Below are 20,139 nucleotides of genomic sequence, written 5' to 3'. Positions count from 1 at the left end.
ATGGCAGCAGCGGCCGCGCGGGCGGATCTCGCGGCGTGTTCTTGACCGGCTTCATCGCCGGGAATCATCACCGGAATCTTCCACCGGAAAGCGTATGAAAATCACCATTATCGGCACCGGCTATGTCGGCCTCGTCACAGGCGCGTGCCTCGCTGAACTCGGCAACGACGTTTTTTGCCTCGACGTCGATCAGCGCAAGATCGACATCCTGAACAACGGCGGTGTGCCGATCCACGAGCCGGGCTTGCAGGAGATCATCGCCCGCACACGCGCGGCGGGGCGCATCACGTTTTCGACCGATATCGCGGCGAGCGTGGCGCACGGCGACGTGCAGTTCATCGCGGTCGGCACGCCGCCCGACGAAGACGGCTCGGCCGATCTGCAATACGTGCTCGAAGCGGCGCGCAACATCGGCCGCACGATGAACGGCTTCAAGGTGATCGTCGACAAATCGACGGTGCCGGTCGGCACCGCGCAGCGCGTGCGAGCCGTGGTGGAAGAAGAACTGGCGAAGCGGGGGCTCGCGAACAGCGCGCAGCATCGCTTCTCGGTGGTCTCCAATCCTGAGTTTCTGAAGGAAGGCGCGGCCGTCGACGATTTCATGCGGCCCGACCGCATCGTGCTCGGCAGCGACGACGACGAAGCCGGTCTGCGCGCGCGGGAACTGATGAAGCGTCTGTACACGCCGTTCAACCGCAATCACGAACGCACGCTGACGATGGACGTGCGCTCGGCCGAATTCACCAAGTACGCGGCCAATGCGATGCTCGCCACGCGCATCTCGTTCATGAACGAGATGTCGAATCTCGCGGATCGGGTCGGCGCGGACATCGAAGCGGTGCGCCGCGGCATCGGCTCGGACCCACGCATCGGCTATCACTTTCTGTATGCCGGCGCGGGCTACGGCGGTTCGTGTTTCCCGAAGGACGTGCAGGCGCTGATTCGCACCGCCAGCGAAAGCGGCCACAACCTGCGCATTCTCGAAGCGGTCGAGGAAGTGAACCACAGGCAGAAAGACGTGCTGGTGCAAAAGGTCACCGCCACGCTCGGCGAGGACCTGAGCGGCCGCACGTTCGCCGTGTGGGGGCTCGCGTTCAAACCGAATACCGACGACATGCGCGAGGCGCCGAGCCGCCGCGTGATCGCCGAATTGCTCAAGCGCGGCGCGCAGGTACGCGCATACGACCCCGTCGCGGTAGCCGAAGCGCGCCGCGTGTTCGCGATGGATCTGCATGATGCGCCGGACCAGCTTGCGCGTCTCACGTTCACGAATACGCAGGACGAAACGCTCACCGGCGCCGACGCGCTCGTAATCGTGACCGAATGGAAGGAATTCAAGAGTCCGGATTTCGTGCACCTGAAATCGGTGCTGAAGTCGCCGCTGATTTTCGACGGCCGCAACCTCTACGAACCGGATGCGATGACCGAACTCGGCATCGACTATCACTCGATTGGACGCCCTTATGCCCAACCCTCTGGAGTCTCGGCCGATGTCTCAGACGATGCCTGAGGCCGCTGTGTCCTCACTCGCGCCGACGCTGACCGTGGTGCCGCGCAAACAGCTCGGTGCCGCCCGCGTGCTGGTGGTCGGCGACGTGATGCTCGATCGCTACTGGTTCGGCGACGTGAACCGCATTTCGCCGGAAGCGCCGGTGCCCGTGGTGCACGTCCAGCGGCAGGAAGACCGCCTCGGCGGCGCGGCGAACGTCGCGCGCAACGCGGTCGCCCTCGGCGCGCAGGCGGGTTTGCTGTGCGTGGTCGGCCACGACGAACCCGGCGAGCGCATCGTGCAGTTGCTCAGCGAAAGCGGCGTGACGCCGCATCTCGAACGCGATCCGGATCTACTCACCACTATCAAACTGCGCGTGCTGTCGCGTCAGCAGCAGTTGCTGCGTGTCGACTTCGAAAACACGCCGGCGCACGAAGTGCTGCTCGCGGGCCTCCAGCGTTTCGACGACCTGCTGCCTTCGCACGACGTGATCCTCATGTCCGACTACGCGAAGGGCGGGCTCACGCATGTCACGCAGATGATCGCGAAGGCGCATGCGGCGGGCAAGCCGGTGCTGGTCGATCCGAAGGGCGACGACTGGGACCGCTACCGCGGCGCGACGTTGATCACGCCGAACCGCGCCGAGTTGCGCGAGGTCGTCGGGCAATGGAAGTCGGAAGAAGATCTGATCGCGCGTGTGACGAAGCTGCGCGCCGATTTGCAGTTCAAGGCGTTGCTGCTCACGCGTTCGGAAGAGGGCATGACGCTCTTCTCCGACGACGGCATCCTGCACGCTTCGGCCGTCGCGCGCGAAGTGTATGATGTTTCGGGTGCGGGCGACACCGTGATTGCCACGCTCGCCGCCATGCTCGGCGCGGGTCTCACGCTGATCGAGGCGGTCGGGCTCGCGAATCGCGCGGCCGGCATCGTGGTCGGCAAGCTCGGCACCGCCACCGTCGACTACGACGAACTCTTTCCTTGATTGATGCGGCCCGCCGGTCCCTCGCTTCGCGCTGCTTGACGGCGCGCAAAAGGGATCCGCGGGGCTCAACCGAAGCTGTCGATCGGGGTTAGCGCTTGAGCGCTGGCTCCGATCCCATGCAAAGCTCATTACCGCAGGCTCATCATGACTCTCATCGTCACCGGCGCAGCCGGCTTTATCGGCAGCAATCTCGTGAAGGCGCTCAACGAGCGCGGCGAGCAACGCATCATCGCGGTCGACAATCTCACACGCGCCGACAAGTTCAAGAACCTCGTCGATTGCGAGATCGAAGATTACGTCGACAAGACCGAATTCGTCGAACGCTTCAAGCGGGGCGACTTCGGCAAGGTGCGCGCGATTTTCCACGAAGGCGCCTGCTCGGACACGATGGAAACCGACGGCCGCTACATGATGGACAACAATTTCCGCTACAGCCGCGACGTGCTCGATGTCTGCCTTGCGCAGAACATCCAGTTTCTGTACGCGTCGTCGGCGGCCACGTATGGCGGATCGAGCCGCTTCGTCGAGGAGCGCGAGGTCGAGCAGCCGCTGAACGTATACGGCTATTCGAAATTCCTGTTCGACCAGGTGATTCGCCGCGTGCTGCCCAGCGCGAAAAGCCAGATTGCCGGCTTCCGCTATTTCAACGTATACGGCCCGCGCGAAACGCATAAGGCGCGCATGGCGTCGGTGGCGTTTCACAACTTCAACCAGTTCCGCGCCGAGGGCAAGGTGAAGCTGTTCGGCGAATACAACGGCTATGCCGCGGGCGAACAGACGCGCGACTTCGTCTCTGTTGAAGACGTGGTGAAGGTCAACCTGTTCTTCTTCGACAACCCTGACAAGTCGGGCATCTTCAATCTGGGCAGCGGTCGCGCGCAGCCCTTCAACGACATCGCCACGACGGTCGTCAACACGCTGCGCTCGCTGAACAACGAGCCGCCGTTGTCGCTCGCCGATCAGGTGCAGCGCGGGTTGATCGAATACATTCCGTTCCCCGATGCATTGCGCGGCAAGTACCAGTGCTTCACGCAAGCCGATCAGTCGAAGCTGCGCGCGGCCGGTTACGACGCGCCGTTCCTGAGCGTTCAGGAAGGTGTCGATCGCTACGTACGTTGGCTATTCGGCCAGGTGTAAATTTTTCGAGTACCTCTTTACACTGGAATCTCCCGGTTGGTGATGGTCGCCAACCGGTTGTACGAGGGAGGTTCCATATGTTTCGAAAAATTCTGGTTACCGCGGCCATGCTGGCCGCTTTCGGCCACGCGTATGCGGCGGTCGACGTCAATACGGCTAACGAGGACGCGCTGCGCGGCATCAAGGGCATCGGTCCCGCCAAAGCGAAAGCCATTCTCGACGAGCGTACAGCGCATGGTCCGTTCAAGGATCCGGCCGATCTCGGCAAGCGCGTCAAGGGCATGGGCGGGCATACCGTCGAGCGCCTGCAGGCGGAGGGTCTCGCTGTCGGTCCGGCTGGCGCGGCTGCTGGCACGCCGGCTGCGGCGTCTGCACAGGCCAAGGAGCCGGCCGTTTCGACGAATGCGGCTAATGCGGCGAACGCGGGCAACGCCCAAAAAAGCAACGCCACGGTGGCGGTGAAGAAGTAGCCTGAGGCGGGCCGTGCGCGGGCATGATCACCCGCGCACGCGGCCCGTCACTGTCGTTCCCTTCATGGTTGGAGTTGGCAAGAGCACTCCTTCAGCTGTCATGCAGATGACTGGCTCCCGCGGTTCTCGGCCGCGGGCTTTTTGCGTGGATCGAGCGTGTTTTTCCATGTTTTTTTCGGTTCGACGCGGGGCGTCATGCACGCTTGCCCCGAGCTTCGCGCGCCCGCGCCGGTGAACGCCTGCATCCATGCGGTCAGAAGGGCCGCGCGGCAGCGGCGGGCACGGTAGTTTAGAATCGATGAATCAAGACTCCGCGCATCGACAGTTCAAAACCCATATGGCTTACAAAACGATTGAAGACACGATCGGCAATACGCCGCTCGTGCAACTCGTCCGGCTTCCCGACGACGAGATCCGCAGCCGCAACAACGTGGTCCTTGCGAAGCTCGAGGGCAATAACCCCGCGGGCTCGGTGAAGGACCGTCCGGCGCTGTCGATGATCAAGAAAGCGGAAGCGCGTGGCCGCATCAAGCCGGGCGATACGCTGATCGAAGCGACCAGCGGCAACACCGGCATCGCGCTCGCGATGGCGGCTGCGGTCCGCGGCTACAAGATGGTGTTGATCATGCCGGAGGATCTGTCGGTGGAGCGCCGTCAAAGCATGGCCGCGTACGGCGCGCAGATCGTCTTGACGCCGGTCACCGGCGGCATGGAATACGCGCGCGACCTGGCCGAGCAGATGCAGCGCGAAGGCAAGGGCATCATCCTCGACCAGTTCGCGAATCCGGACAATCCGGCTTCGCACATCGAAGGCACCGGCCCGGAAATCTGGCGCGATACCGAAGGGCGCATCACCCACTTCGTATCGTCGATGGGCACGACCGGCACGATCATGGGCGTGTCGACCTACCTGAAAGAAAAGAACCAGGCGATCGAGATCATCGGCGCGCAGCCGGAAGAAGGTTCGCGCATCCCGGGCATCCGCAAGTGGCCGGAAGCGTATCTGCCGAAGATTTTCGACCGCAGCCGCGTGGATCGTGTCGAGAACGTGAGCCAGGCCGCCGCCGAAGCGATGGCGCGGCGCATGGCGTCGGTCGAAGGCATCTTCGCCGGCATCTCGTCGGGCGGCGCGTGTGAAGTGGCATTGCGCATCGCGCGTCAGGTCGAGAACGCGACAATCGTATTCATCGTTTGCGATCGCGGCGACCGGTATCTGTCGACCGGGGTGTTTCCGGCGTAAGCGGAGTTGGTCGCGGATTCGTTTGCGCGCGCAAGCACGCGCACATTCCCGCATGCACGTCCGCATGGGTCACACGAGCCCAACAAAAAAGCGCCGGCAAAACCGGCGCTTTTTTGTTCACAAGCCCGCGGGAATCAACGCCCGCGGCTTATTGCGAAGCCGCACCGGGCACGGCAGCATTGCCATTGCCATTCACCGCATCGCTCGACGCCATCTGCGCCTTGACCCGCTCGCCCAACTGATACACCGCGAGGGCGTAAAAGAAGCTGCGGTTGTAGCGCGTCAGCACATAGAAATTCTTCAGGCCCAGCATGTACTCGGTGCCGCGTCCAGGCGACGGCAGATCCACGATCGTTACCGGCGTGCCGGCTTCCGAGGCGACATTCACTTGCGGTTCGTTCAGCAGCAGCCCGGCGCGCAGCAATTGGTCGAGCGGCCAGTGCGGCTCGGGCTGGCCGTCGGCGGCGGCTTGCGCAACGCCCAGGCTGCCGGCGTCGGTGCCGATCTTCCACACCACCGGCCGGCCGTTTTCCCAGCCGTGTTGCCGCAGGTAATTCGCCACGCTGCCGATCGCATCCGCCTCGCTCGTGCGCAGGTCGATGCGCTTGTTGCCGTCATAGTTCACCGCGTATTGCACGATGCTGCTCGGCAGGAATTGCGGAATACCGATCGCACCCGTGTAGGAACCGAGCACCGTGTTGGGATCGATCTGCGCATCGTGCGTCCACACCAGGTAGTCTTCGAGATTCTTGCGGAAGGTCGCCTGACGGTCAGCGCGGTTGGCGGTGTCGGGGTAGTCGAAGGTCAGCGTGGTGAGCGCATCGAGCACGCGGAAGTTGCCCATGAAACGCCCGTAAATCGTCTCCACGCCGATGATGCCGACGATCACTTCCGGCGGCACGCCGAACTCTTCGTAGGCGCGTTGCAGCGTCGCCTGATTGGCGCGCCAGAAGCGCACGCCCGCGTTGATCCGAACCTGGTCGAGAAAGCGCGACTGATACGCGCGCCAGTTCTTGACCGAGGGCGTGGGCGACGGCGTCACGAGCTTGACGGCGGTCGCCGAATAACTCACGCCGGCAAAGAGCGCGTGCAGCGCGGCTTCGTCGAAGTCGTAGCGCGCGACCATGTCGTTGATGAACGCGTCGACATTGGGATTGTTCGCGTAGCGCTGCGGGATGATTTCTTCTTCGAAAGTTTGCCCTTGCTGCACCGCGGGTTGCGGTTGGCTTTGCACGAGCAGCGGTGGTTTTTTGCCGGCGCTCTGCGCTATCGCCGGACTGGTTGCCATGAACATGCACGATGCGACGGAGAGGGCGGCGGCGAGAGTCTTGATGCGTAGCCGGTTTCGTGCGGACAGGGCAAGCTTGACGGTCATAGTGAGCTGAGGGCGCAGTGCGAAAGAGACAGGAAAACAGACAGGGAAAACGGTTCGGGGCAGTATACCCGACGCCTTCCGCAAAACTGTGCCGGACACGTCACACCCGCCTCGTGTGGTAAGTTGATAAATGTTGGCGCGCCGAGGGCGCGCGCCCTCTACGGAGACACGCCGCGCGCGCCTCGAGGCGCCGCGCCGCGCAAGAGGATCATGGCAACAGGCTTTTATTCCCACGCCGACTGTCTGCTGCACGATATGGGGCAATGGCATCCCGAATGCCCGGCGCGCCTGCAGGCAATCGAAGACCAATTGATCGCGAGCCGCATCGACTCGCTGATCGAGCGCGAGTCGCCGCCGCTCGCCGAGGAAGCCGCGCTCCTGCGCGTGCATACGCAGGCGCACATCGACTACATCCGCAACTGTTCGCCCGCCGAAGGCCTCGCCGAGATCGAACCAGATACGTCGATGAATCCGCATACCCTGCGAGCCGCGTTGCGCGCGGCGGGCGCCGCGGTGGCCGCGACCGATGCCGTGATCGAAGGCCGTTTCGACAACGCCTTCTGCAGCGTGCGCCCGCCCGGCCACCATGCGGAACCGGCGCGCGCGATGGGCTTCTGCTTCTTCAACAACGTGGCGATCGCCGCGCGTCATGCGCTCGAAGTGCACGGCTTGCAGCGGGTCGCGATCATCGACTTCGACGTTCATCACGGCAACGGTACGGAAGCGGCCTTCTCCGGCGATTCGCGCGTGCTGATGTGCAGCATCTTCCAGCATCCGTTCTATCCGTACACCGGTGCCGAGAATCAGGCGCCCAACATGTGCAACGTGCCGATGCCGGCGCGCTCGAAAGGCATGGCCGTGCGCGAGGCGGTCGACCTGCTGTGGCTGCCGCGTCTCCATGACTTCAAGCCCGAGATGATCTTCATCTCCGCCGGTTTCGACGCGCATCGCGAGGACGATCTCGGCAACATGGGCCTCGTCGAGGACGACTACGCGTGGATCACCGACCAGATGCGCGAAATCGCCAAACGCTATGCGCGTGGCAGGATCGTCAGTTGTCTCGAAGGCGGCTATAACCTGTCGGCGCTCGGGCGCAGCGTGGTCGCGCACGTGCGGGCGTTGGCCGGAATCTGAGGCGCGGCGGCGCGCGAACCGCGCAAGCCGCATCAACGTAATGAGGAGCGAGCCATGAACGCCGAGATCCGCAGCGCGTCACTGGTGGAGATCGAACGCGACGCATATGGCGTGGCGGGCGTCGTGCGCCTGACGATGAACCGGCCCGATGCCTTCAACGCGCTCTCCGAAGCCTTGCTCGACGACCTGCAACAAGCATTGACCGACATCGCGCGGACGGACGCGCGCGTAGTCGTGATCGCCGGCGCGGGCCGCGCGTTCTGCGCGGGACACGATCTGAAGGAAATGCGCGCGGCGCCGTCGCTGGCTTATTACCAGGCGCTGTTCGCGCGCTGCACAAAGCTGATGCTGACGATCCAGCGCTTGCCGCAACCGGTGATCGCGCGCGTGCACGGCATCGCCACGGCGGCTGGTTGTCAACTGGTCGCGATGTGCGATCTGGCGGTCGCCGCCGAGACAGCGCGTTTTGCCGTGTCGGGCGTCAATCTGGGGCTGTTCTGCGCGACGCCTTCGGTGCCGCTGTCGCGCAATCTGTCACGCAAGGCGGCGCTCGAAATGCTGCTCACCGGTGATTTCATCGACGCGGCGCAAGCGCAGCAGCAAGGGCTCGTCAACCGCGTGGTCCCGGCGGACGCGCTCGACGCCGAAGTCGCGCGGCTCGCCACCCGCATCTGCGCGAAACCCGTGGAAGCCGTGAGCGCCGGCAAGGGCCTGTTCTACCGGCAACTGGAAATGGGCGTTGAAGCGGCTTACCAGCTCGCCGGCCAGACGATGGCCTGCAACATGATGGATGAATCGGCGCTCGAAGGCGTGCAGGCATTCATCGACAAACGCCCGCCCGACTGGAAGCGTTGAACGGCGTTAGCAAGGTATCCATCGACCTCCGCCGTGGCGGCGTTCAACGCGTTTTGCATCGCGGCCTGTGCTTCGAAAACCATCACATGCTCAGGGCTTCGCAACCCGCGCTTCGATCCATTCGATCAATTGCCCGATTACCCGATCGCGGTCCATATCGTTCATCGTCTCGTGATAACTGCCTTCGTGCAGCGTGAGCGTCTTGTCCGGCGAGCCCGCATGCTGGCCGAATGCGCGGCTGCCTTCCGGTTCGGTGAGCTTGTCCGCCGTGCCGTGATAGATCAATAACGGCACGCGCAGGCTCGCGCGGCCGCGTTCGATCCGCGCCATCGCCAGCAGCAGTTCCGCGCCGGTGCGCGCCGCAATCGAGCCGTGATGAACGAGCGGATCGTTGCGATTGGCGTTCACCACCGGCTGAAGGCGCGAGAGCAAGGCGGCGTCGATTTTCATCGCCGGGAAACCCGGCCATACGCGGCTGATCCACTGGCTCAAGCTGAGCATCCAACGCGGAACGTCGTGCCCTGGCGCGAGCGCGGGGCTCGACAAAATCAGTCCGCTCAATCGACGCCCGCTCGCGTCCAGCCGCTCGATCGCGTAGAGCGCCGCGATTGCGCCGCCCATGCTATGGCCCATCAGAAAGAGCGGTGCGCAACTCGTGGCAGCCGCATCGAGCAAGGCCTGGGCGTCGAGCAGATAGTCGTCGAAGCGGCGGATTCGCGCGCGCTTGCCCGGCGCCAGCCCATGTCCGCGCAAATCGACGGCGACCAGTTCGATGCCGGCCGGGTTTAGCCGATCCGCGAGCGCCGCGTAACGCCCGGCGTGTTCCGCGAGCCCGTGCAGCAGCGCGACCGTGGCGCGCAGGGGCGCGGTGGCCGGCCAGCGATACAACGGCAGGTCGACGCCGTCGCTTGTCGTAACCGTCGAGCGCTGCGCGGCGCCGCCTTTGCGGGCGCCCGCGGCGGGCCTTGCATTGCCGGTGGGGATTGTCTCCATGGCTGCCATGTCGTGTCTGAGGTGGGTCCTGCATTGACTCCGTCCGATCATAGCCGCAGCGAACCCGCGCGCGCGATCGTTGCTTATCCGGGGTAGCGCTTTAATGCCGTCTGGTTATGAAAAGATCGTAATTGATTATTAAAGGGGATGTCGGGCTGCGGTAGAATTGCCGGCTCAAATCCTAATAAAAGCAACGGCGGCCGCTTGCCGGGAGCATTCAACGCTCGCCGACAAACTCCGCCGTTTCGTTTTTCCATGATCGAAATACGCAATATCTCCCAGCGGTTCGCCGGACCCCGGGGCTGGGTCGAAGCGCTGCACAACGTCAATCTGTCGATTCCGCCGGGCGAAGTGTTCGGCATCATCGGGCGCAGCGGCGCGGGCAAAAGTACGCTCGTGCGCACCATCAATCTGCTGACGCGGCCCACCGAAGGCAACATCGTCGTCAACGGCCGCGATCTCACCACGCTGCCCGCCGCGCAATTGCGCGAGGCGCGCCGCGAAATCGGCATGATCTTCCAGCACTTCAACCTGCTGTCGTCGCGCACGGTGTACGAGAACGTGGCGCTGCCGCTCGAACTCGCCGGCCTGAAGCGCGACGAGATCGAGGCGAACGTGGTGCCGCTGCTCGACCTGGTCGGCCTGTCGGCGCAGAAGGATCGGTATCCGGCGCAGATCAGCGGCGGGCAGAAGCAACGCGTCGGCATTGCGCGCGCGCTGGCGAGCAAGCCGAAAGTGCTGCTCTCCGACGAAGCGACCTCCGCGCTCGATCCGGAAACCACACGCTCGATTCTCGATCTGCTCAAGCGCATCAATCGCGAACTGAACCTGACGATCGTACTGATCACGCACCAGATGGACGTGATCAAGCAGGTCTGCGACCGCGTCGCGGTGCTGGACGCGGGCCGCGTGGTCGAGCAGGGCAAGGTGATCGACGTGTTCCTGCAGCCGCATCACGAAGTCACGCGCGCGCTGATCGGCGACGTGATCGCGCAGGAATTGCCGCCCGCCATGAAGGCGCGCGTGGCCGAGCGCTTGAAGACGGGCAGCGGTCATCTGCTGCGTCTCGCGTTCACCGGCTCGGGCGTCGATCAGCCGATACTGTCCGAGACGATTCGCCGTTACGAGCTCGACTTCAACATCCTGCACGGCCAGATCGACGAGATCCAGGGGCAGGCGTTCGGCTCGCTCGCGGTGCTCGCGGGCGGCCAACCGGAGAAGGTGGCGCAGGCGCTGACGTATCTGCGTGAACAGGGTGTGGTGGTGGAGGAGCTCTCGTATGTTGAGTGAAATGCTGGATATGTTCGTCCAGTCGTTCTGGGAAACGCTCGTGATGGTGGGCATTTCCGGACTGGTCGGCGCATTGGTGGGCTTGCCGCTCGGCGTGCTGCTGTATCTGACGGACCGTCAGGGCGTGTTGCAGAACGTCGCGGTAAATCGCGCGATGGGCGTGGTGGTCAATGCGGTGCGGTCGACGCCGTTCATCATTTTGCTGGTCGCGGTGATTCCGTTTACCCGGTTGGTGGTGGGTTCGTCGATCGGCACGGCCGCCGCCGTGGTGCCGTTGACGATCGCGGCCGCACCGTTCATCGCGCGTCTGGTCGAGACCGCGCTGCGTGAAGTCGACCGCGGCCTGATCGAAGCCGCGCAGGCGATGGGCGCGACCACCAGCCAGATCGTTTTCAAGGTGCTGCTGCCGGAATCGTTGCCGGGCGTGGTCGCCGGTTTGACGATCACGTTCGTGTCGCTGGTCGGCTATTCGGCGATGGCCGGCGCGATCGGCGGCGGCGGACTCGGCGATCTGGGCATTCGTTACGGGTATCAGCGTTTTTTGCCGGAGGTCATGCTGACGGTCGTGGTGATTCTGATCGTCTTCGTGCAACTGGTGCAGTCGTTCGGGGATTGGCTCGTGCGTCGTTTGAGCCATAAATAAACAGGGGCCATCGTTGCCCGCTAAACAGAATCGATAGATTCGGAAGGTCCATCATGCAACGTCGTTTCATCCTCAAGCTGGCCGCCACGCTCGGCGCCGCCTCGCTGTTCGCCGCCACCACCGCGGCTCATGCTGAAGACACGATCAAGGTCGGCGTCACCGGCGGTCCGCACGCGCAGATCATGGAGGTCGTGAAGACGGTCGCGGCGAAGAACGGTCTGAACATCAAGGTTGTCGAATTCTCCGACTACGTGCAGCCCAACGCCGCGCTCGCCGGCGGCGATCTGGACGCGAACAGCTACCAGCATGAGCCGTACTTGCAGGCCCAGGTGAAGGACCGCGGCTACAAGCTGATTCGCGTGGCCGACACGGTCACTTATCCGATGGGCATCTATTCGAAGAAGGTGAAGACGCTGGCCGAACTGCAGCCGGGCGCGAAGATCGCGGTGCCGAACGATCCGACCAATGGCGGCCGGGCACTCTTGCTGCTGCAAAAACAGGGTCTGCTGAAATTGCGGGCCGACGCGGGGCTGAAGGCGACGCCGCTCGACATCGTCGAGAATCCGAAGAAGCTGAAGATCGTCGAACTCGACGCCGCGCAGATTCCGCGTTCGCTGAACGACGTGGAAGCGGCCGCGATCAACACGAACTTCGCGATGGAAGCGGGTCTCAAGCCCAAACAGGACGCCATTGCGATCGAAGATCCGAAGGGGCCGTACGTGAACATCATCGCGATTCGCGAAGCCGACAGGAACAAGCCGTGGGTCGCCAAGCTGGTTGCGGCGTATCACTCGCCGGAAGTGAAGCAGTTCGTTGAAGGCAAGTTCGGCGGCGCGGTGATTACCGCCTGGTGAATCCGGCAGCCATGTGAACATGGCAAGCACGACGGCAATGCGAATTTAGAGTCGTGAATCGGAGCCCGGGGTTGTCACCCGGGTTTTTTCGTGATTAAAATAGAACGATCGTTCGCTATTGCCGTCACGCCGCTGGGGAGCGATATCCTCCTGCTAAAGCACCCGCGACAAGGCTCCCGCAAGGGCAGTCGTTATAATGTTCGCTGGGTTGACGTATTCGTAACTTTGGAGCGTGTGCATGAAAATCCTGGTGCCAGTCAAGAGAGTGGTCGATTACAACGTGAAAGTCCGGGTGAAGTCGGACGGCACGGGCGTCGACATCGCGAACGTGAAAATGTCGATGAATCCGTTCGACGAAATCGCGGTGGAAGAGGCGGTGCGTCTGAAGGAAGCGGGCGTGGCGACCGAGGTGATCGCGGTGTCGTGCGGCGTCACGCAGTCGCAGGAAACGCTGCGCACGGCGCTGGCGATCGGCGCGGACCGCGCCGTGCTGATCGAATCGAACGAGGAACTGCAGCCGCTGGCGGTCGCCAAGCTGCTGAAGGCGCTGGTCGACCGGGAGCAGCCGCAACTGGTCATCCTCGGCAAACAGGCGATCGACGACGATTCGAACCAGACCGGCCAGATGCTCGCCGCGCTCGCCAGCCTGCCGCAAGCGACGTTTGCGTCGAAGGTTGTCGTGGCCGACGGCAGGGCGACCGTGTCGCGTGAGGTGGACGGCGGTGCCGAGACGCTGTCGCTCAAGCTGCCCGCCGTGGTCACGACCGATCTGCGCCTGAACGAGCCGCGCTATGTGACGCTGCCGAACATCATGAAGGCGAAGAAGAAGCCGCTGGAAACGCTCAAGCCCGAGGACCTCGGTGTTGACGTCACGCCGCGCCTGAAAACGCTGAAAGTCGCCGAGCCGCCGAAGCGCTCCGCTGGCGTGAAGGTGGCGGATGTGAAGACGCTGGTCGAGAAGCTGAAGAACGAAGCCAAGGTGCTTTAAGTAAAACGCGGAGACAGGGCAAATGACGAATCTGGTTAATCTTGTATTGGCTGAACACGACAACGCATCGATCAAGCCGGCGACGCTGAACACGATCGCAGCAGCGCAGAAGATCGGCGGCGACATTCACGTGCTGGTGGCGGGCTACAACGCGCAGGCCGCGGCGGACGAGGCCGCGAAGATCGCGGGTGTGTCGAAGGTATTGCTGGCCGACGCGCCGCAACTGGAAGCGGGCCTCGCGGAAAACGTCGAGGCGACGGTGCTCGACATCGCGAAGGACTACACGCACATCCTCGCGCCGGCGACGCCTTACGGCAAGAACATCACGCCGCGTATCGCCGCGAAGCTGGACGTCGCGCAGATCAGCGACATCACCGCGGTGGATTCGGCCGACACGTTCGAGCGCCCGATCTATGCGGGCAATGCGATCGCCACCGTGCAGTCGCAAGACGCAATCAAGGTCATCACCGTGCGCACGACCGGTTTCGATGCGGTCGCGGCCGAAGGCGGCAATGCAGTGGTGGAAAAGATCGACGCCGCGGCGGACCAGGGCATCTCGCAGTTCGTGAGCCGTGAACTGACGAAGCTGGACCGCCCCGAACTGACCTCGGCGAAGATCATCGTCTCGGGCGGCCGCGGTCTGGGCAATGGCGAGAACTACACGAAGGTGCTCGAGCCGCTGGCCGACAGGCTGAACGCGGCGCTGGGCGCCTCGCGCGCGGCGGTCGATGCGGGCTTCGTGCCGAACGACTATCAGGTCGGGCAGACCGGCAAGATCGTGGCGCCGCAGTTGTACATCGCGGTCGGCATCTCGGGTGCGATCCAGCATCTGGCGGGCATGAAGGACAGCAAGGTGATCGTCGCGATCAACAAGGACCCGGAAGCGCCGATTTTCAGCGTCGCCGATTATGGTCTGGTGGGCGACCTGTTCACGCTTGTGCCTGAGCTCGTTGGTGAGCTCGGCTAAACGCCGCAGCGCCGTAAAAGGCGTCTGACAAAACAGGAAAGGGCGCGGGGCCATCAAGTCCGGCGCCCTTTTTTTATATCAAGGCAGGAGGAGAACTGAAATGAGCTATACGGCGCCCATCAAGGACATGCTGTTCGTGATGAAGGAACTGGCCGGTCTCGAGGAAATCGCGACGCTGCCAGGCTTCGAGGACGCGAACCTCGACACGGCTCAGGCCGTGCTCGAAGAATCGGCGAAACTATGCGGCGAAGTACTGGCGCCGCTGAACGTCGAAGGCGATCGCAATCCGAGCAGTTGGAAAGACGGTGTGGTCACCGCCACGCCGGGTTTCAAGGACGCGTTCCGCCAGTTCGCCGAAGGCGGCTGGCAAGGCGTGCAGCATCCGGTCGACTACGAAGGCCAGGGCCTGCCGAAGCTGATCGCGACACCCTGCGTCGAAATGCTCAACGCGTCGAACCTGTCGTTCGCGCTGTGTCCGTTGCTGACCGACGGCGCGATCGAAGCACTGCTCACCGCCGGCACCGAAGCGCAAAAACAGACCTATGTGCCCAAGCTGATTTCCGGCGAATGGACCGGAACGATGAACCTGACCGAGCCGCAAGCCGGCTCCGATCTCGCGCTGGTGCGCACGCGCGCCGAGCCGCAGGGCGACGGTTCGTTCAAGCTGTTCGGCACGAAGATCTTCATCACATGGGGCGAGCACGACATGGCGAAGAACATCGCCCATCTCGTGCTGGCGCGCACGCCGGATGCGCCCGAGGGCGTCAAGGGCATTTCGCTCTTCATCGTGCCGAAGTTTCTCGTCAACGAAGACGGTTCGCTCGGCGAGCGCAACGACGTGCATTGCGTGTCGATCGAGCACAAGCTCGGCATCAAGGCGAGCCCGACCGCCGTGCTGCAATTCGGCGATCATGGCGGCGCGATCGGCCATCTGATCGGCGAGGAAAATCGCGGCCTCGAATATATGTTCATCATGATGAACGCGGCGCGTTTTGCGGTGGGGATGCAGGGGGTCGCCGTGTCGGATCGCGCGTATCAGAAAGCGGCGGCGTACGCGAAGGATCGCGTGCAAAGCCGTCCGGTGGATGGCTCCGCGAAGCAGCCGGTGGCGATCATTCAGCATCCCGACGTGCGCCGCATGCTGGCGACGATGCGCGGCCTCACCGAAGCGTCGCGCGCGCTCGCCTATGTCGCCGCCGCTCACTGCGATATCGCGCATCGTCATCCCGACGAAGGCACGCGCGCTGAACATCAGGCGATCTACGAATTTCTCGTGCCGATCGTGAAGGGCTGGAGCACGGAGTTGTCGATCGACGTCGCGAGCCTCGGCGTGCAGGTGCATGGCGGCATGGGCTTCATCGAGGAAACGGGCGCCGCGCAGTATTACCGCGACGCGCGCATTCTGCCGATTTACGAAGGCACGACCGCGATTCAGGCCAACGACCTGATCGGCCGCAAGACCGTGCGTGACGGCGGCAAGGTGGCAAAGTCGCTGCTCGCCGGCATTGCGGGAACGGTGGAGGCGCTGGGTTCGCAGCAAGGGGCGGCGTTCGATTCGATGAAGACGTATCTGGCGCAGGGACACCGCTCGTTGAGCGCGGTGGTCGATTTCGTTGTGGCGAATACGAAGGGCGATCCGAACGCGGTGTTTGCCGGCAGCGTGCCGTATCTGAAGCTCGCGGGCATCGTGCTCGGTGGCTGGCAAATGGCGCGCGCGCTGCTCGTGGCGGCTCAGAAGCGCGATGACGACCCGTCGTTTTACGGCGCCAAGATCGCGACCGCGCAGTTTTACGCGGAGCATGTGTTGCCGCTGGCCTGGGCGCTGGAAGCGTCGATCGTCAATGCGAGGGGCGGCGAGGGCGTGCTTGCGTTGTCGGAAGACCAGTTCTGACGTTGCACGCTTGAGCTAAACGACAACGGCGCCTTGATTGAAGGCGCCGTTTGTTTTTGGAGGACCGCTGGCGAACCGCCAGGCGCTAAACCTCAAGCATAAGCCGGCCGATGCGCACTGCCGGTCTCGCCGAGATAGCGATGCACCGACAGATCGTCCGCCTTGATGGCCGGCTGCTTGCCCGACATCACGTCGGCGAGCAACTGGCCCGAGCCGCACGACATGGTCCAGCCCAGCGTGCCGTGGCCCGTGTTCAGAAACAGGTTCGGCACGGGCGTGCGGCCGACGATCGGCGTGCCGTCGGGCGTCATTGGACGCAGACCGGTCCAGAAGCTCGCCTTCGACGTATCGCCACCGCCGGGGAACAGATCGTTCACGCACATCTCGAGCGTTTCGCGGCGCGCCTCGCGCAACGATTTGTCGAAGCCGACGATCTCCGCCATGCCGCCGACGCGAATGCGGTTGTCGAAACGCGTGATCGCGATCTTGTAGGTTTCGTCGAGCACGGTTGAAACGGGAGCCGCCGCTTCGTTGACGATTGGCGCGGTGATCGAATAACCCTTGAGCGGATAGACCGGAATCTTGACCAGACCGGACAGGAATCGGGTCGAGTACGAACCCAGCGCGACGACGAACGAATCGGCGCGCACCAGTTCACCGCCGCACTGCACGCCCGCGATGCGGTCGCCCGCCAACGCGAGCGCGTCGATCGGCGTGTTGTAGCGGAATTTCACGCCCAGTTGCTCGGCGAGCGCGGCGAGGCGCGTGGTGAACATCTGGCAGTCGCCGGTTTCGTCGCCCGGCAGACGCAGTCCGCCTGTCAACTTGTGCGATACCGCGGCGAGCGCCGGTTCGGCTTGCGCCAATTCGGCCGGCGACAGCAGTTCGAACGGCACGTTGGCTTCCCGCAGCACGGCGATGTCTTTCGCGGCGCCGTCGAATTGCTGCTGGGTGCGGAACACCTGCAGCGTGCCGCCGGTGCGCCCTTCGTACTGAAGGCCGGTTTCGGCGCGCAGCGCCTGCAGGCAGTCGCGGCTGTATTCGGCGAGCCGGACCATGCGGCCCTTGTTCACCGCATAACGCGACGACGTGCAGTTCTGCAGCATCTGCCACATCCATTGCAACTGGAATTGCGTGCCGTCGAGCCGAATGGCCAGCGGCGCATGCTTTTGAAACATCCATTTGACGGCTTTCAGCGGCACGCCCGGCGCGGCCCACGGCGACGCGTAACCCGGCGAGATTTGCCCCGCATTGGCGAAACTGGTTTCGAGCGCCGGGCCCGCCTCGCGATCGATGACGGTCACTTCATGGCCGGCGCGCGCCAGATAGTACGCGCTCGTCACCCCGACGACGCCACTGCCCAAAACGACGACTCGCATAGATGCTCCAGGAAACGGAAGAGATAGGACGGCGCGCGCTCGCCGATTCGTTTGGATTCGTTCGATTAACGAGGTACAACGCGGATCAACCAGTGTTAACCGCTATACTATTAACAGTCAGGCAGTTTTTGTTATTGTATTTTCAGGATTTTCAGCAAAAACACCATGCGTACACAGCGCCAACCGGTCCGGTCCCTCGACAAACTCGATCACAAGATTCTGCGGCTCCTGCAACAGGACGGCCGGATGGCGATGAAAGACCTCGCGGAACAGGTCGGGCTGTCGGTTACGCCGTGCATCGAGCGCGTCAAGCGAATGGAACGCGACGGCGTGATCACCGGCTACCACGCGCGCGTGAACCCCGCCGAGCTTGGCGCGGCGCTGCTCGTATTCGTCGAGATCACGCTGGACCACAAAAGCGGCAACATGTTCGACCAGTTCCGCCGCGAGGTGCAGAAGATCCCCGAGGTGCTGGAATGCCACCTCGTATCGGGCGACTTCGACTATCTGATCAAGGCGCGCATCGGCGAAATGGCCGATTACCGCAAGCTGCTGGGCGACATCCTGCTGCAACTGCCCGGCGCGGTGCAGTCGAAAAGCTATGTGGTGATGGAAGAGATCAAGGAAACGCTAACGATCGCGGTCGGCGAATAAACCGTCTCGCGGCGCGCAAAGCGGGGCTCGACAAACGGCGTAAACACTGTATATTTATACAGGTGTTTTGCGCCGTTTCTGCGTGCTTATCCATGACCAACTCCCACATCCGCTTCGCAACCGAATTTCCGATTGCTCCGCCCACCCCTCGCAAGGGGCGCGGGGCCGTGACGAATCTGCAAGGCCGCTACGAAGTCGACCAGCGTGAGGCGGTGGACGACGGTTGGCTGTCAGCGGCCGAGGAAGAGGGCGAGCCCAAGGCCTTGCGCACTCAGGTGTTCGAAGAGCGCGCCAAAAGCATTCTCACGCGCAACGCGTCGCCGGACATTCCGTTCGGCGTGTCGCTCAATCCGTATCGCGGCTGCGAACACGGTTGTATTTATTGTTTTGCGCGGCCCACGCATAGTTATCTGGGGCTGTCGCCGGGGCTCGACTTCGAAAGCCGCATTTACGCGAAGGTGAACGCGCCGGAATTGCTCCAGCGCGAACTGTCGAAAAAATCCTACGTGCCGGAGCCGATCGCGCTGGGGGTCAATACCGACGCCTGGCAGCCCGTCGAGCGCGATTTACGGCTCACGCGGCGGGTGGTGGAGGTGCTTGGCGAGCGCAACCATCCGTTTGCGGCGATCACGAAATCGTCGCTGATCGAGCGCGATCTCGATCTGCTCGCGCCAATGGCGGCGCGTGGTCAATTCATGGCGGCGATCACCGTTACCACCTTGGACGCGGAAATCGCCCGCACCCTCGAACCGCGCGCGGCCACGCCGTCGCGCCGTTTGCGCACCATCCGCACGTTGAGTGAGGCGGGCATTCCGGTCGGCGTCAGCATCGCGCCAGTGATCCCGTTCGTCACCGAACCGGATATGGAGCGTGTGCTGGAGGCGTGTGCCGAAGCCGGCGCGTGCAATGCGAGCTATATCGTGCTGCGTCTTCCGTGGGAAGTGGCGCCGCTATTCAAAGACTGGCTCGCGGCGCATTTTCCCGATCGCGCGGAACGGGTCATGGGCCGTGTGCGCGATATGCGGGGAGGAAAGGACTACGACTCCGACTTCTCCAAACGAATGAAGGGAGAAGGCTTGTGGGCGGATCTGCTCAAGCAGCGCTTCCGGAATGCCGTGCGCCGTCTGGGATTGAACCGGCGTGACCGCGGCATTCTCGATATGTCGCACTTCCGTCGGGTCGAACCGGCGCGTGACAATTCCCAACTGGATCTTTTCTAGCCGGCGCGCGGCTGTTATTGCGAGAGTGCTTTAGCTGCTTGCACCTGGCCTTCGAAGTAGGTCTGGAATGAAATGGCGAGGCCTGTCATCAGCAGGAACGCGCCGATCAGCAACGAAAAGATCACGACGAAAATGACGGTCCAGCCGGAGCGGCTTTTGCGCTGGGTCCGCGCGTTGAACTGCGCATCCCATTTCTCGTCGGGACGCAGCCCGTAGACGATCGCGGCAAGAAACGCGGCGAGCAGCGAAACCGCGCCCGGAAACGCCAAGGCCCAGCCGAGCATCGAAGCGCGTTCGCTCGCCACCACCAGCATGGCGCCCGGAATGCCTATCAGCGTGCCGAGCAAATGAGCCCAGCCATAAATGTCGCGCATGCCGTGGAGATAGAAGCGGTGAGCTCCGAGGCTGCCGAAGAAGAACGCCAGCGCGGCGGTCATTGTCTTGGATTTGAACCGCGATGAAGTCGAAGCAAGGGTGGACATGTAGGCGAGGGCAGAAGTAACGGGGCGGTCGAAAGGAGCGGCGCACCGGTGGGCGTGGACCGGTGCGCATTCTACGCCCGCCACGCGCTGCCGGGC

At 63.4% G+C, this 20,139-nt stretch carries 19 protein-coding genes; 15 read left to right on the top strand and 4 right to left on the bottom strand.

What is annotated here, in order from left to right; all coding sequences use genetic code 11:
- The first annotated feature begins 94 nt into the window (after positions 1-94).
- The 5 genes from CUJ90_RS13610 (at position 95) to cysM (ending at position 5,318) form a co-directional block, all read left to right on the top strand.
- Positions 95-1,510 (top strand): UDP-glucose dehydrogenase family protein, encoded by a 1,416-nt coding sequence (locus tag CUJ90_RS13610; RefSeq protein WP_073427172.1) that lies wholly within the window; start codon positions 95-97, stop codon positions 1,508-1,510.
- A complete protein-coding gene (gene rfaE1 / locus CUJ90_RS13605) occupies positions 1,464-2,471 on the top strand; it encodes a D-glycero-beta-D-manno-heptose-7-phosphate kinase (RefSeq protein ID WP_114163023.1) in 1,008 nt (335 codons plus the stop codon). The genes CUJ90_RS13610 and rfaE1 overlap by 47 nt, the downstream gene beginning before the upstream one ends.
- A 144-nt stretch (positions 2,472-2,615) precedes the next feature.
- A complete protein-coding gene (gene rfaD / locus CUJ90_RS13600) occupies positions 2,616-3,608 on the top strand; it encodes an ADP-glyceromanno-heptose 6-epimerase (RefSeq protein WP_073427174.1) in 993 nt (330 codons plus the stop codon).
- 77 nt (positions 3,609-3,685) lie between these two features.
- Positions 3,686-4,078 (top strand): ComEA family DNA-binding protein, encoded by a 393-nt coding sequence (locus CUJ90_RS13595; RefSeq protein WP_114163022.1) that lies wholly within the window; start codon positions 3,686-3,688, stop codon positions 4,076-4,078.
- Between the two features lie 337 nt (positions 4,079-4,415).
- Positions 4,416-5,318 (top strand): cysteine synthase CysM, encoded by a 903-nt coding sequence (cysM, locus tag CUJ90_RS13590; protein WP_114163021.1) that lies wholly within the window; start codon positions 4,416-4,418, stop codon positions 5,316-5,318.
- 148 nt (positions 5,319-5,466) lie between these two features.
- Here the strand turns inward: cysM and mltB are convergent, their stop codons facing one another.
- Positions 5,467-6,612 carry a lytic murein transglycosylase B gene (mltB, locus tag CUJ90_RS13585; protein WP_244219923.1) on the bottom strand — a complete coding sequence of 382 codons (1,146 nt, stop codon included), beginning with the start codon at positions 6,610-6,612 and terminating at the stop codon, positions 5,467-5,469.
- Positions 6,613-6,903: 291 nt separating this feature from the next.
- Here mltB and CUJ90_RS13580 point away from each other — a divergent pair, with 291 nt between their 5' ends.
- Together CUJ90_RS13580 and CUJ90_RS13575 are read left to right on the top strand one after the other, a co-directional pair.
- Positions 6,904-7,827: a histone deacetylase family protein gene (locus tag CUJ90_RS13580; protein WP_114163019.1), complete on the top strand. Its 924-nt coding sequence runs from the start codon at positions 6,904-6,906 to the stop codon at positions 7,825-7,827.
- 54 nt (positions 7,828-7,881) lie between these two features.
- Entirely contained in the window at positions 7,882-8,682 is an 801-nt protein-coding gene (locus CUJ90_RS13575; RefSeq protein WP_114163018.1) for an enoyl-CoA hydratase, read from the top strand.
- A gap of 90 nt (positions 8,683-8,772) precedes the next feature.
- Here CUJ90_RS13575 and CUJ90_RS13570 read toward each other — a convergent pair whose 3' ends face one another.
- On the bottom strand, positions 8,773-9,675 hold the full coding sequence (locus tag CUJ90_RS13570; protein WP_114163017.1) for an alpha/beta hydrolase: 903 nt from the start codon (positions 9,673-9,675) through the stop codon (positions 8,773-8,775).
- A 255-nt stretch (positions 9,676-9,930) separates the two neighbouring features.
- On the opposite strand from CUJ90_RS13570, the gene CUJ90_RS13565 reads away from it, so the two are divergent.
- The 6 genes from CUJ90_RS13565 to CUJ90_RS13540 all read left to right on the top strand — a co-directional run bounded on the left by CUJ90_RS13565 (position 9,931) and on the right by CUJ90_RS13540 (position 16,308).
- Positions 9,931-10,965, top strand: coding sequence for a methionine ABC transporter ATP-binding protein (locus tag CUJ90_RS13565; RefSeq protein WP_114163016.1), 1,035 nt, complete (start codon positions 9,931-9,933; stop codon positions 10,963-10,965).
- Positions 10,955-11,608 carry a methionine ABC transporter permease gene (locus CUJ90_RS13560; protein WP_073427182.1) on the top strand — a complete coding sequence of 218 codons (654 nt, stop codon included), beginning with the start codon at positions 10,955-10,957 and terminating at the stop codon, positions 11,606-11,608. The genes CUJ90_RS13565 and CUJ90_RS13560 overlap by 11 nt, the downstream gene beginning before the upstream one ends.
- Positions 11,609-11,661: 53 nt before the next feature.
- On the top strand, positions 11,662-12,462 hold the full coding sequence (locus tag CUJ90_RS13555; RefSeq protein WP_114163015.1) for a MetQ/NlpA family ABC transporter substrate-binding protein: 801 nt from the start codon (positions 11,662-11,664) through the stop codon (positions 12,460-12,462).
- A gap of 238 nt (positions 12,463-12,700) precedes the next feature.
- Entirely contained in the window at positions 12,701-13,450 is a 750-nt protein-coding gene (locus tag CUJ90_RS13550) for an electron transfer flavoprotein subunit beta/FixA family protein (protein WP_073427184.1), read from the top strand.
- A gap of 31 nt (positions 13,451-13,481) precedes the next feature.
- Positions 13,482-14,417 (top strand): electron transfer flavoprotein subunit alpha/FixB family protein, encoded by a 936-nt coding sequence (locus tag CUJ90_RS13545; RefSeq protein WP_114163561.1) that lies wholly within the window; start codon positions 13,482-13,484, stop codon positions 14,415-14,417.
- A gap of 100 nt (positions 14,418-14,517) precedes the next feature.
- Positions 14,518-16,308 carry an acyl-CoA dehydrogenase gene (locus CUJ90_RS13540; RefSeq protein ID WP_114163014.1) on the top strand — a complete coding sequence of 597 codons (1,791 nt, stop codon included), beginning with the start codon at positions 14,518-14,520 and terminating at the stop codon, positions 16,306-16,308.
- 92 nt (positions 16,309-16,400) lie between these two features.
- Here the strand turns inward: CUJ90_RS13540 and CUJ90_RS13535 are convergent, their stop codons facing one another.
- On the bottom strand, positions 16,401-17,687 hold the full coding sequence (locus CUJ90_RS13535) for a D-amino acid dehydrogenase (RefSeq protein ID WP_114163013.1): 1,287 nt from the start codon (positions 17,685-17,687) through the stop codon (positions 16,401-16,403).
- A gap of 165 nt (positions 17,688-17,852) precedes the next feature.
- Here CUJ90_RS13535 and CUJ90_RS13530 point away from each other — a divergent pair, with 165 nt between their 5' ends.
- Positions 17,853-18,341, top strand: a complete 489-nt coding sequence (locus CUJ90_RS13530) for an Lrp/AsnC ligand binding domain-containing protein (protein WP_073427188.1) — start codon at positions 17,853-17,855, stop codon at positions 18,339-18,341.
- 92 nt (positions 18,342-18,433) lie between these two features.
- Complete coding sequence (locus tag CUJ90_RS13525; protein WP_114163012.1) at positions 18,434-19,561, top strand: PA0069 family radical SAM protein; 1,128 nt, start codon at positions 18,434-18,436, stop codon at positions 19,559-19,561.
- 14 nt (positions 19,562-19,575) lie between these two features.
- Here the strand turns inward: CUJ90_RS13525 and CUJ90_RS13520 are convergent, their stop codons facing one another.
- Complete coding sequence (locus tag CUJ90_RS13520; RefSeq protein WP_114163011.1) at positions 19,576-20,043, bottom strand: NINE protein; 468 nt, start codon at positions 20,041-20,043, stop codon at positions 19,576-19,578.
- Positions 20,044-20,139 lie beyond the last annotated feature (96 nt).

The organism is Paraburkholderia terricola, assembly GCF_003330825.1.
GTDB classification, from domain to species: Bacteria; Pseudomonadota; Gammaproteobacteria; order Burkholderiales; family Burkholderiaceae; genus Paraburkholderia; species Paraburkholderia terricola.
Note: the sequence above shows the minus strand (reverse complement) of the source record. Positions and strands in the feature narration are given on the sequence as shown.